Source organism: Flavobacterium sp. GW823-FHT06G12, assembly GCF_058794775.1.
The window spans coordinates 229,126-242,240 of sequence record NZ_JBXAHE010000004.1 but is presented as its reverse complement, the minus strand read 5'-3'; the positions used below and the strand labels follow the sequence as shown (position 1 = coordinate 242,240).

General features: G+C 33.6%; 10 protein-coding genes. 2 read left to right on the top strand and 8 right to left on the bottom strand.

The window, feature by feature from the left end; genetic code table 11:
• The first annotated feature begins 55 nt into the window (after positions 1-55).
• Positions 56-802: a DeoR/GlpR family DNA-binding transcription regulator gene (locus AC1Q5Z_RS16705; protein ID WP_278020737.1), complete on the top strand. Its 747-nt coding sequence runs from the start codon at positions 56-58 to the stop codon at positions 800-802.
• Between the two features lie 69 nt (positions 803-871).
• Here AC1Q5Z_RS16705 and AC1Q5Z_RS16700 read toward each other — a convergent pair whose 3' ends face one another.
• From AC1Q5Z_RS16700 to AC1Q5Z_RS16680, 5 genes are all read right to left on the bottom strand, one after another.
• Positions 872-2,323, bottom strand: a complete 1,452-nt coding sequence (locus AC1Q5Z_RS16700) for a TolC family protein (protein ID WP_492445996.1) — start codon at positions 2,321-2,323, stop codon at positions 872-874.
• The gene (locus AC1Q5Z_RS16695) at positions 2,316-5,483 is read right to left on the bottom strand and encodes an efflux RND transporter permease subunit (protein WP_198856610.1); all 3,168 of its coding nucleotides are present in this window, start codon (positions 5,481-5,483) and stop codon (positions 2,316-2,318) included. Before AC1Q5Z_RS16695 ends, AC1Q5Z_RS16700 begins: the two co-directional genes overlap by 8 nt.
• A 34-nt stretch (positions 5,484-5,517) precedes the next feature.
• Positions 5,518-6,600: an efflux RND transporter periplasmic adaptor subunit gene (locus tag AC1Q5Z_RS16690; RefSeq protein WP_198856611.1), complete on the bottom strand. Its 1,083-nt coding sequence runs from the start codon at positions 6,598-6,600 to the stop codon at positions 5,518-5,520.
• A gap of 174 nt (positions 6,601-6,774) precedes the next feature.
• Positions 6,775-7,152, bottom strand: coding sequence for a hypothetical protein (locus AC1Q5Z_RS16685; RefSeq protein ID WP_198856612.1), 378 nt, complete (start codon positions 7,150-7,152; stop codon positions 6,775-6,777).
• Positions 7,153-7,320: 168 nt separating this feature from the next.
• Entirely contained in the window at positions 7,321-7,728 is a 408-nt protein-coding gene (locus AC1Q5Z_RS16680; RefSeq protein ID WP_492445995.1) for a GNAT family N-acetyltransferase, read from the bottom strand.
• A gap of 171 nt (positions 7,729-7,899) precedes the next feature.
• On the opposite strand from AC1Q5Z_RS16680, the gene AC1Q5Z_RS16675 reads away from it, so the two are divergent.
• Complete coding sequence (locus AC1Q5Z_RS16675; RefSeq protein ID WP_492445994.1) at positions 7,900-8,466, top strand: outer membrane beta-barrel protein; 567 nt, start codon at positions 7,900-7,902, stop codon at positions 8,464-8,466.
• Between the two features lie 65 nt (positions 8,467-8,531).
• Here the strand turns inward: AC1Q5Z_RS16675 and AC1Q5Z_RS16670 are convergent, their stop codons facing one another.
• The 3 genes from AC1Q5Z_RS16670 to AC1Q5Z_RS16660 all read right to left on the bottom strand — a co-directional run bounded on the left by AC1Q5Z_RS16670 (position 8,532) and on the right by AC1Q5Z_RS16660 (position 13,114).
• Positions 8,532-9,146 (bottom strand): hypothetical protein, encoded by a 615-nt coding sequence (locus AC1Q5Z_RS16670; protein ID WP_492445993.1) that lies wholly within the window; start codon positions 9,144-9,146, stop codon positions 8,532-8,534.
• 165 nt (positions 9,147-9,311) lie between these two features.
• Positions 9,312-11,189 carry a M1 family metallopeptidase gene (locus AC1Q5Z_RS16665; RefSeq protein ID WP_492445992.1) on the bottom strand — a complete coding sequence of 626 codons (1,878 nt, stop codon included), beginning with the start codon at positions 11,187-11,189 and terminating at the stop codon, positions 9,312-9,314.
• Between the two features lie 344 nt (positions 11,190-11,533).
• Complete coding sequence (locus AC1Q5Z_RS16660; RefSeq protein ID WP_343585342.1) at positions 11,534-13,114, bottom strand: NADP-dependent glyceraldehyde-3-phosphate dehydrogenase; 1,581 nt, start codon at positions 13,112-13,114, stop codon at positions 11,534-11,536.
• Position 13,115: the final 1 nt, after the last annotated feature.

Genomic DNA, 13,115 nt, shown 5'->3' with positions numbered 1-13,115 from the left:
ACAGCAAAATATTGCAATTTTTTATTTATTTTTGCAATATAAAACCGCAAAACATATGAGAAAGGAAGAACGACAGCAGACAATTTTAGAATATTTATCTAAAGAACATCGAGTAACTTCGGTAGAATTAAGCGAATATTTGAGTGTTTCTGAAGACACAATTAGACGTGATCTAAAAGAACTTTCAGATCAAGGGCTTTTAAAAGCTGTGCGTGGTGGTGCGGTTGCTCCTTCTCCAATGCCTTTACATTATAGAAAAAGAGAAAAACATGACCTTGAAAACAAAAAGATTATTGCAGAAAAAGCCATTTCATATCTAAAAGATGGCCAAGTAGTTTTTATTGATGGAGGAACTACTTCTTTGGCTCTTGTAGCAAGTTTTCCACATGATTTAAAACTCACTGTTATAACAAACAGTTTTCCTGTTGCAGTTTTGGTTGAAGATTTGCCCAACATTGAATTGATTTTTGCTGGAGGAAAAATGTGTAAAACCTCTTTTACAACTTCGAGCATGGAATCACTAGATTTTTTTAGAAGTTTTAGAGCCGATGTCTGCATTTTAGGAACATGTGGTATTCATCATGAACGTGGGCTAACCGGAATTTTATATGACGATTCACAAATCAAAAAAAATATGATTCAGAATTCGAATTTCATAATTGCTTTGGGTTCAAGTGAAAAAATTGATACCGGAGAAACTTATTTTGTTTCTCATTTAAAAGACATTGATGTTTTGGTAACTAATATTTCGCCTGACGAAGAAATATTAAAACCATACAAAAAACAAGTAACGGTTCTTTAGCCAAAACAAAAAAAGCCTTTCAGGATTTTACTCCCAAAAGGCTTTTTTACTACAAATTAAGTGGCAATTTTATTTCCATCCGCCGCCCAAGTCTCTATAAACATGAACTGCAGCATTTAATTGTTCTTTTTTAGTATCGATTAATTCCAATTTAGCTTCTAATGCATCTCTCTGCGTCATTAAAACTTCGAAATAATCTACTCTTGCCGATTTAAACAAATCGTTTGAAACGTCAATAGAAGTATTTAAGGCATCAACTTGTTTTGATTTAAGATCGTAACCTTTTTGAAGATTCTCAATCTTAGACATTTGATTTGACACTTCTAAATAAGCGTTTAAAACCGTACGATCGTAATTGTATAATGCTTGAATTTGTCTTGCATTTGCACTTGCAAACTCTGCTTTAATTGCATTTCTATTAATCAAAGGCGCAACAAGATCTCCTGCCAATGAGTACAATAGCGATTCTGGCATTGTAAACAAATAAGAAGGTTTGAAAGCATTTACCCCAATTGCAGCTGTAATATCCAAAGAAGGATAAAACTCGGCACGGGCTACTTTTACATCTAATTTTGCTGCTACTAATTCTAGTTCTGCTTGTTTTACATCTGGACGATTCTCTAACAATTGAGAAGGAATTCCAGAACTTACAGCCGCTGGTAAAAGACTTAAGAAATTAGTATTACTTGTTCTTTTAATTTCCTGCGGATATCTTCCAAGCAAAAAGCTGATCTTGTTTTCTGTTTCTTTTATCTGCTGTAAGATATCAAACTCCATACTTTGCGAAGTTAAAACCTCAGCTTCAAATTTCTTAACTCCAAGTTCTGTTGCTCTTGCCGCTTGTTTTTGAACTTTTACAATTTCTAAAGCATTAGTTTGCAATTTGATAGTTTGTTTTACAATATCTAATTGATTGTCTAAAGCTAATAATTCATAATACGAATCGGCAACTTCGGCAATAAGGTTTGTAATAACAAAATTTTTACCTTCAACAGTCGCCAAATATCTATTTAAAGCTGCTTTTTTAGAATTGCGAAGTTTTTTCCAAATATCTACTTCCCAGTTTGCATAAGCGGCAATAGTAAAATCTCCAAGCGGATCTGGCATCTCTTTACCTGGTTTAATTTCAGTTGTAGCATCACCCGCTCCTTGACTTGTATATCTACCCACTTTTTCTACTCCAGCTCCAGCGCGTAAACCTGCAGTTGGCAGTAAAAGTCCTTTTTTTACACGAATATCATTCTTTGCGATTTCTATTTCTTGTAAAGTAATATTTAGTTCTTGGTTATTTTTAAGAGCAGCATCAATTAAATCAACTAGATTCTGATCTTTAAAATAATCTTTCCAGTTTAAAGCCGCTGTATTATTGTTTGCATCTTGTGTTTGAACAGTTGCACCAAACGAATCAGGAACTGGCGTACTTGTAGTTACTGCTGCCTCAGGTGCAGGGGTTTTACACCCTGCAACTGCTAGACATGCAGCTAATACAATACTATATTGATATGTTTTAACTTTATACATGATTGTTATCAATTTCTTCTGTTAATGGGTTTTCTTCTTCATGTTTTACCAATTTGTGTTTCTCGGCAATTTTAGCAAATATGAAATACAAGCCCGGAATTACAAAGACACCGCAAATGGTTCCAATAAGCATACCTCCTGCCGCCGCAGTACCAATTGTTCTGTTACCTATTTTACCTGGACCAGTTGCAAATGCAAGCGGTAATAAACCAGCAATAAAGGCAAACGAAGTCATCAAAATTGGACGGAACCTTGCTTTTGCTCCTTCCATTGCTGCATCCAAAACAGATTTTCCTGCTGCATGTCTCTGGATCGCAAACTCGACAATCAACACGGCATTCTTACCTAATAAACCGATAAGCATTACCATGGCAACCTGAGCATAGATATTGTTTTCTAATCCTGTTAATTTCAATAAAAGGAAAGCTCCAAAAATACCCGCTGGTAAAGAAAGAATTACTGACAATGGCAAAATAAAACTTTCGTATTGAGCTGCTAATACCAAATAAACGAATCCTAAACAGATTAAGAATACCCAAATAGCTTGATTACCTTGTGCCACCTCATCGGCAGAAATACCTGCCCAGTCAATGTCATAACCTCTTGGTAACTTTTCGGCAGCTACTTTCTGAATCACTTTAATCGCTGTACCAGAACTAAATCCTGGAGCTGGCGAACCACTAATTTGTGTTGAGGTATACATGTTATGACGTGTGATTTCTGAAAGTCCATACACTTTTTCTAATTTCATAAAAGCAGAATAAGGTACCATTTCATCACGATCGTTTTTAACATACAATTTCAAGATATCATCTGGCTGTGCACGATATTCTGGCGAAGCCTGAACAATTACTTTATAGTTAATACCAAATTTAATAAAACTGATTTCGTAATTACTTCCCACAAGAGTTGACAGCGTATTCATGGCATTTTCAATAGAAACACCTTTTTGCTGTGCCAAGTCATTATCAACTTTCATCATGTATTGAGGGAAACTAGAACTGTAGAAACTAAATACGTTTGACAATTCTGGCTGTTTGTTTAATTCAGCCACAAACTCATTATTTACCTGTTCCATTTTCTTGTAATCTACAGAACCTGTTTTATCTAGTAAACGAAGTTCAAATCCTCCAGCAGCACCATATCCTGGTACAGCAGGCGGTTGGAAAAATTCGATATTAGCTCCTGTAATATCTTTACATTTTTCCTCCATTTCATGCATGATCTCCAAAACAGATTCTTTTCTGTCGCTCCAGTCTTTAAGGTTAACCAAACAAGTTCCAGAGTTCGATCCTGTACCTTCAGATAAAATCTCATAACCCGCTAACGAAGAAACTGATTTTACTCCATCAATATCTTCAGCAATTTTCTGAACTCGCTCTGCAATACTATTAGTTCTCTCTAAAGATGAACCTGGTGGTGTCTGAATTACAGCATAAAACATTCCTTGATCCTCATTCGGAATAAAACCTGAAGGAACATTGCTACTAATGATCCATGTTCCAGCACAGAAACCTAAAAGAGCCACAATTGTAACCACTCTTCTATCAACAATTTTACCTAATAGGTTCTGATATTTTCCTTGTGCTAAATTGAATTTTTCGTTAAAAGCATCAATAAATCTATTTGCAGGAGTTTTCTTTTTAGGTACACCGTGGTTATTTTTTAGCATCATCGCACAAAGTGCAGGCGTTAAAGTCAAGGCCACAATACCAGAAAGAATAATCGCAGTTGCCATAGTTACAGAGAATTGTCTGTAGAATACTCCAACAGGTCCAGACATGAACGCAACCGGAATAAATACTGCAGCCATTAAGAATGTAATTGCAATAATAGCTCCCGCAATCTCGTGCATGGCTTGTTTAGTTGCTTTAAATGGCGAGAGATGTTCCTCTTCCATCTTGGCGTGGACAGCCTCGATAACCACAATCGCATCATCGACCACGACCCCAATCGCTAATACAAGTGCAAATAGCGTAATTAAGTTCAACGAAATATCAAAGAATGTCATGAACACAAACGTTCCTACCAATGATACTGGAACCGCGATAGCTGGAATAACAGTAGAACGCCAGTCTCCTAAGAAAAGGAAAACTACTAGACCTACCAGAATGAAAGCCTCAACCAAAGTATGGATTACTTTTTCGATAGAAGCATCAAGGAATTTAGAAACGTCATATGAAATTTCGTAATCCATTCCTTTTGGAAATCTTTGTTTGATTTTTTCCAGTTTTGCTTTTACTTCTTCAATAACCTGATTCGCATTACTCCCAAATGATTGTTTTAATACGATTGCTGCAGATGGTTTTCCATTCAAATTAGAATAGATATCATACATCGAGCTTCCAAATTCAACTTTAGCAACATCTTTCAATCTCAAAAGCTCTCCATTTGGATTTGCTTTTACCACAATATTCTCATATTGCTCTTTTGTTGTATAACGCCCAGAATATTTCAATACATATTCGAATGCTTGAGAACGTTTACCAGAACTTTCACCCGTTTTACCAGGAGAAGCTTCCAAACTCTGACTTGATAATGCTTCCATTACCTCATCAGCAGAAATTTTATAAGCCAACATACGGTCTGGTTTTAACCAGATACGCATTGCATATTCACGTGTTCCTAAGATATCTCCAGAACCAATACCATTTACCCTTTTTAATTCAGAAAGTACGTTAATATCGGCATAGTTATACAAGAACTTCATGTCGGTATTTTTGTCTGTACTGTAAAGGTTCACGTACATCAACATACTCGGTACTTCTCGTGTAATTTTAATACCCTCACGAATTACCAAAGGAGGAAGTTTATTGGTAACAGAAGCCACACGGTTCTGAACGTTAATTGCAGCTTGGTTAGGATCTGTACCTAAGTTAAAAACTACTTTGATTGTTGCTTCACCATCGTTTCCGGCATCTGAAGCCATATATTTCATTCCCGGAACACCATTTAAGGCTCTTTCCAAAGGAATAACAACCGCCTTGATCATCAACTCACCGTTAGATCCAGGATAATCTGCCGTAACGTTAACCATAGGAGGTGAAATTGTCGGGAATTGTGTAATTGGTAAATTTAAAACCGACAATATCCCTAAAAAGACAATAATCAACGATATCACTATCGAAAGAACAGGTCTTTGAATAAATTTATTAAACATTTTTGTATATTTTAATGATTAAAACCCAGTAAACCTATTCTGCTTTTAAGCGTAAATTATTGATTACTTTATTAGGAGATTGGTAATCGTATTTAATCTTGTCGTTTTCTTTTACTTTCTGAACACCTTCAAGTAAGATTTTATCATTCTCTGTAATACCGCTTCTGATTACATACAAATCAGGAATCTCACCCGTAATAGTGATCTCTCTTGAGCTTACTTTATCATCTTTACCTATTACAAAAACATATTTTTTATCTTGTATTTCGTAAGTTGCTTTTTGTGGAATTATGATAGCATTCTTAAGAGGAACATTCATCTGAACTTGTCCTGTTTCTCCATTTCTAAGTAATTTTCCAGAATTAGGGAATCTTGCTCTGAAAGCAATATTTCCGGTTTCATTATTAAATTCACTTTCTATAACTTCAACATTTCCTTTCTCTTTAAAAATATCTCCATTAGCCAAAACTAAATTCACCTTATTATCAGCACGATCCTTTATATTCGTTTCATAGCTAATATATTCTGGTTCAGAAACATTGAAGTACGCAAACATCTGACTGTTGTCTGAAAGACTCGTCAACAATTCCCCTTCATCAATTAAACTTCCTAGTTTTAAAGGAATACGGTCAATTGTTCCATCAAATGGAGCTCTAATTTCTGTGAATGATAAATGTAATTTTGCCAGTGCCACTTCAGCTTTTGCAGATTGTAATTTTGCTTGAGCTACACTCAATTCGTTTTTAGAAACGATATTTTTATCAGCCAATAATTTTGAATTTTGCAATTCAATTTCTGCCGATTTTTGTTCAGCCTGTGCTTTAAGCAATTCAGACTGATACATGTTTGGCATAATTTTAAACAACAACTGTCCTTTTTTTACAAATTGTCCTTCATCAACATATATATTTTGTAAAAAACCTTTTTCTTGGGCACGAAGTTCGATATTTCGAACTGATTTTATTTGTGAAACGTATTCTTTGGTAAATGAAGTATCAATTTTAACCGGATTAGTAACGGTAAATTTTTCAACTTCTTCTTTTTCTTCTTTTTTAGATGTACAGCTCGTTAAGCACACCAAGGCCATTAAGCCTGTGAACACAATGATTTTTTTCATGATTTAGTTTGGAAATTAAGCGATTGAATGCTTTGGAATGAAAATTCCTTTGGATGTTAAAATGCATCAGTCAGCCGTAGCCCAGACCTTAACTTTCATATAAGCAGAAGTAGAAAAATATACAACAGCAAGATACGCAGATCGTAACTCAGGTAACCGATGTATATTATAAAATCAAATTCTTAATACTCTCTGAGTAATATAGATAGGATTTGAATGCCCGAAAACAGGCGTAGAAATTTTAAAACGATTTGAATCATTCGCTGCAGACTGATCTGAAAGTGCCAGATACAAAGCGTCTACCAAACTATACGAAGCAGTAAAATACTTATTCGTTAGTAAATTAATATCATCACCGCCTCCTAGAAGATCTTCTTCAAGATCGATATCAGCATCTTCAATTACAGAACTACCTCGATCTTGACTAGTGAACTTAACTCTATGTTTATGTTCAAAATTGTGATGATGTGAAAGTGTACTAGCATTAAGGTATTGGCCTCCGCCAAACAGAAGCAAATTCATGAATACTAAAAATACTATTAACTTTCTCATTTGGGTGCGAAAGTAGTAAAAGAATTAAAACAAAAAAAGATTTTTTAAGAAGGTTTAACAATTACATAAAACGAAAACGTTTTCATTCGTTTAATATTTAGCAATATTCTAGTCTATTATCTTACAATTATTACCATATATTTAAAAACCAACCACTTAGAACTAAACTCAAAAAAGAATAATTTCCATAATTGTAAACTCTTGACCCGCTTTTTCAAAAGTTTTAAAAGTATTTTTCATTCCAAATTTCTCGTAAAATGCTTTTTTATTCGTTCTAGCATTGCACCAAACTTTTTTCAGTCCCTTCTTTTTCGCAAATTCCAGTATTTGTATTAAAAGCTCAGAGGCAATTCCTTTTCCTTGGTATTCTTCTAAAGTTGCGAGTTTTCTAAACTGCATTTCTTCTCCTTCAATAAAACATGAAATTATAGAAACTAATTTATTTTCTTCAAAAGCTCCAAAATGAAATCCTAAATCATCTTCTTTAAGCTGGACAAATTCAAAAGGTTGATCTGGCCACATTACCTCGTGTCTTATCTGCCAAGTATCGGACGCGTTTATTGTTTTAATTTCCATATTTATTAAATCTTCTCAAAAATAATTCATTTTGAATTGATTATAAAAAAGCAGAGAAAAATATTGATGTTGTTAACTCTCAAAACTTTACAAAAAAATAAAGCAGATAAATCATTCATTTTTAATCTATTATACTTATTTTTATAGTACCAAAATCAAATAAACCTTGTTATGAAAAAACTCTTTTTAATAGCATTTTTATGTATTTGTGCAAATGGATTCGCACAGTTAATACAAATAGGACCACAAATTTCGACAAATATTACTTCTGTTAATACCAAAAATTTCAGCTCCGACCATACTAATACAGGAATTGGTGCTGCAGCATTTGCTAGGTTAAATCTTGCACTTTTTTATGCTCAGGGAGAATTTGGATATGCTCAAACCAATTTTAGTGTTTATCAAGATGCCATTGGTGAAACCGAATTTAAACTTGCAGGAACAGATGCGTCATTAATTGCAGGGCTTAAAATTATTCCGCTTGGCAAATTAGGAAACGTAAGGCTTTTTGTTGGCTACAACTGGAAAAATTATTCTGACATAAGCAGAAGCAATAATCTCAATTCTGTAACATTCGAAAAAAACAATCACAGTATTCTTGGAGGCGTGGGAGTTGATGTCTGGAGATTGACTTTTGATTTAAGGTATCTTGCGGGACTTAGTGATATTGATACTTCTAGCAATGGCGAAATCAAAACTGGGGTTACAAATTTTTCGATTGGATTTAAATTTCTATAAAAATGCCTCCAAATAGTATCTAACTTTTTGGAGGCAGTTCAAATAATTCCCTTTTTTATTTATTTCTAGATTTTAACGTAATAATTTTCTTCGTTATTAGCTTGTATCTTTTCTATTCCGTCTTTTGTTTTAACAGCAACATTAACAACATGAAGCACATTTGCTTTTTCGTCAATATTGCAGTTCCAAATTGTTCCGTCTGAAAGTATAATTTCTGAAAATAATGAGACTGTATTATTTGAATCATTATAAATCAAGTTTTCTGTTTTTATTAATTTTTTTATTTTAGTCTTTCTATCGACTTCAAAAAACAATATTGAGTCTTCTTTAATTTCAATCACTTCATCAAGTAAAGTTTGATTAGTAGAATTAGTTTGCGTAGACACCCAAACAGGCTGGTTTCCTGAACGTTTCCAAGTTCCAATTGCATGATCTAAAATTTCCTTTCTTAAAACCTCACGTAATGTATCTACCATTTTAACTGATTCTTGAGCGATCTCATTCTCAGGTTTAATTTTAGCTGCTAAAGAAAACAAATCGATAGCTTTTACAAAATTGGCTTTCTTATAGTAGGAAACAGCCAATTCATATTTATTTTTTTGAAATGCTGCCTTTTGATCATTTTGTCCAAAAAACTGAACGGTAGTTAGTAAAATAAGTAGGACAAATGTATTCTTCATATTATTTTGTAGGTTTTTTTTTATACATGCAAACATAGTATATTTTACACAAATCTTTTTACGGTTTTCCGTATTTTTGAATATTTATAATTATTTTAAATAAAAAATGCCATTTTATTAAAATAAAATGACATTTTTTAAATATATCGTTAAATTTAAGCTAGTTTATTTAACATAAAAAATATTGTTTTCTGGAGTTGCATCCATGAAAATTCCACCATCAAGTTCTATTTTTTCTATTTTTTTTGTGCTTTTCAAAACTATCTTAGCTATTTTCTCATTTTTTTCCCAAATAGCAGGTGTTTGATGTACAATTGCTTTCGATTTATCTGCATAAGTAATCACAACATCAAACGGAATTGCAAAGCCTCCAATATTTTCTACTGTTATAGTTTTCTTATCGGCAGAAAGGCCTTTTACTGCAATATCTAAATAATTGTTCGTAAAGAACCAATTATTGAAAAACCAATTTAAATTCTTTCCGGTTGCTGTATTAAATGAATTAAAATAATCCCACGGAATTGGATGTTTTCCGTTCCAAGTATCCATATAAAAATGAAGTGCTTTTTTAAACATTTCATCTCCCAACATATCTTTCAAAGCTAAGTAAGATAGAGAAGCTTTGCCATAAGAATTATTTCCATAACCAGCTCCAGAAACCTGAGTGGACATTGTTATAATAGGCTGATCTTGCTCTGCAGAACGATCCTTAATATAATTTTTTACTCTAAAATCTTGGTAAAATTTATCTGCTGCTTCTTTTCCATGCTCAGCAATTCCAATTAAATACTCAAAAGTTGTTGCCCAACCTTCATCCATAAATGCATAACGAGTTTCGTTAATTCCCATATAAAACGGGAAATAGGTATGAGCTACTTCGTGGTCTTGAACTAATTGCGCAAAAACAAGATCATCCATCTGAGAATCGTTACACATCATAGGATATTCCATATCTGCGAAACCTTGAAAAGCTGTCATTTTAGAAAACGGATACGGAACTCCTGGCCAATTGTTAGAAAACCAATCTAAAGCATACTGGTTATTTTTTACTGAGTTTACAAAATCAGTTCCTTTAACATTATAGGCTGCCTGAATACTTGCACGACGATTTGTTTTCTTATCTACTACAACACTGCTAGCATCCCACAAATAGTGATCGCTTAAACCAAAGCAAACGTCAGAGATGTTTTTCGCTTCAAATTTCCAGATATTCCAATCGTATTGTTTCGTTACAACTCCGCTTTTCATTTCTTGCTCATTAGCGATATGCAAAATTTCATCTGTTGTGTATGATTTTTTTAAGCGTGTGGCAAATTCAGGTTGTAAAACCTCATCTGGATTTAACAAATCTCCTGTTGCATACACCACATAATTTTTAGGTGCTTTTACAGAAAAAATATAATCGTTGAAATCATTGTAAAATTCTTGACGGTCTGTATGCGCTAATCTATCCCATCCGTTATAATCATCAAAAACAGAAACACGAGGATAACTGTAGGCTACAAAAAATGTTGTTTCGTCAATCTGCCCTTCTCTACCACTTTCTTTAGACAAAGGATAATTCCACTGAATATTAATAACTGTTTTTGAATTTGGTAAAATTGGTTTTTGCAATTTCACATTTCCAACAGTTCCCCAATTTTTAGCGTCTTCTTTGTAAACTTCATTTTCAATTTTTAATGAAGTGATCGTTAATCCATCGCTTAAAAAATCGTTACTTACTTCACCACCTCTTGGAGAAGAAGGTTTATGCAGATTATTTACAAAACGGATCACTAAGTTTCTTAAAGTATCCTTGCTATTGTTTTCGTAAATAATACTTTCAGTCCCGCTGACTAATCTTGTTTTTGGATCAACTGAAATTTCCATGTTATATTTTCCACGGTTCTGCCAATAGTGTGCACCAGGTTTTCCGTCTTTAGAACGTGTGCCGTTCTCATAAGCTTTTTTTATGTTTCTAGGCATATAAAGCTCTTGTGCAAAGCTATTTTGGGCAAAAAGAACAAATGCTATTAATGCAAACTGCAAAAATTTCTTTTTCATAAGTGACTTTTGAATCTTTAAATTATTTCTTTTATAAGACTGCTGTTTTAAAACAATGTTACAAATTTAATTATTAATTGTTAATGGTGAATTGTAAGTTGTGAATTGTAAGTTGTGAATTGTAAGTTGTGAAATGTGAGATATAGAAAAACTTCATTTTATATTTTACATCAAACTTTTACAAAAAAACTTAAAATCTTAGAATCTTAGCGTCTTAGATCCTTAGAATCTCTAAAAAAAACCTTAGAATCTTAGCATCTTAGATCCTTAGCCACTTTAAAAGAAAAACCGTCTATCACCTAAAGCAACAGACGGCATCTACAATTAATATATAACCTTGATTACTACAAAATATAATCGGTATTAATAAAATTCGATTCTTTGCTGTTAAGCAATTCCTGCAGAATCTCATTATTATAATCGATATCTTTTGAAGCTACAAACGTACGAATTGAGAAAGAACGCAAAGCATCTGGAATACTCAAAGTTCCTACTGCAGAATCTTTTCTTCCTGTGAAAGGGAAAGCATCTGGCCCTCTTTGGCAAGAACTGTTGAGGTTTACTCTACATACTAAATTAACCAAAGCATCAATTAGCGGTGCAAGCGTTTTAATATCTTTACCAAACAAACTTACTTGCTGTCCATAATTTGATTCTGCCATGTCTTTCAATGGTTCTTTAATGTCTTTAAAAGAAAGCACAGGAACTACTGGACCAAACTGCTCTTCGTGATACACACGCATTTCTTTATTTACAGGATATAAAACAGCAGGGAAAATATAATTGTCAGTATGCTTTCCTCCTTTTTCATTGATTACTTTCGCTCCTTTATGAACAGCATCGTCAATTAAACCTTGAATATATTTTGGTTTATCTGTTTCTGGAAGTGGCGTTAAAGAAGCTCCTTTTTCCCACGGATTTCCAAAAAGCAAACTGTCTACTTTCTCTGCAAAACGTTTGTTGAATTCTTCTGAAATTGATTCGTGAACATATAACACTTTCAAAGCCGTACAACGCTGTCCGTTAAAAGATAAACTTCCCGTGATACATTCTTGAATAGCCAAATCTAAATCGGCATCTGGAAGAATAATCGCTGGATTTTTAGCCTCTAAACCTAAAATTAAACGTAATCTGTTTTTATTTGGATGCTGATCTTGTAAAGCAATCGCCGATTTACTGTTTCCAATTAATGCCAAAACATCAATTTTTCCAGATTTCATAATCGGAGAAGCTACTTCGCGTCCTCTACCATAAACAATATTGATTACACCTTTTGGAAAACTGCTTCTGAAAGCCTCTAACAATGGCGAGATACATAAAACACCATGTTTAGCAGGTTTGAAGATTACTGTATTTCCCATAATCAAAGCAGGAATCAATAATGAAAAAGTTTCATTCAAAGGATAATTATATGGTCCAAGACATAAAACCACTCCAAGAGGCCCACGGCGAATCATAGCATTTACGCCTTGCACTTTTTCAAAATGCGAACTGCGTCCGTTTAATTCTTTATAACTCGCAATAGTATCGTAAATATATTCTACTGTTCTGTCGAATTCTTTTTGTGAATCTCCAAGGTTTTTTCCAATTTCCCACATCAAAAGTTTTACTACTTCTTCGCGGGTTTCTTTCATTTGCTTCACAAATTTTTCCATGCATTTAATACGATCCACTACTTTCATAGTTGGCCATAAACCTTGCCCCATATCGTATGCATTGGTAGCAGCTTCGACAACTTCTGCTGCTTCTTTTTCTCCCATAAAAGGAATAGATCCTAATAAAGTAGGCGAATACTTTTCAGTTGAAGAAATAGTAGAAAACACAGGTGTGGTTTGCCCTGTCCATTGTTTCAATTCTCCATTTACAAGATAAGTATCTTGATTTATCAAACTTTTAATCTGATATTCTTCTGGTATAAAACTCATA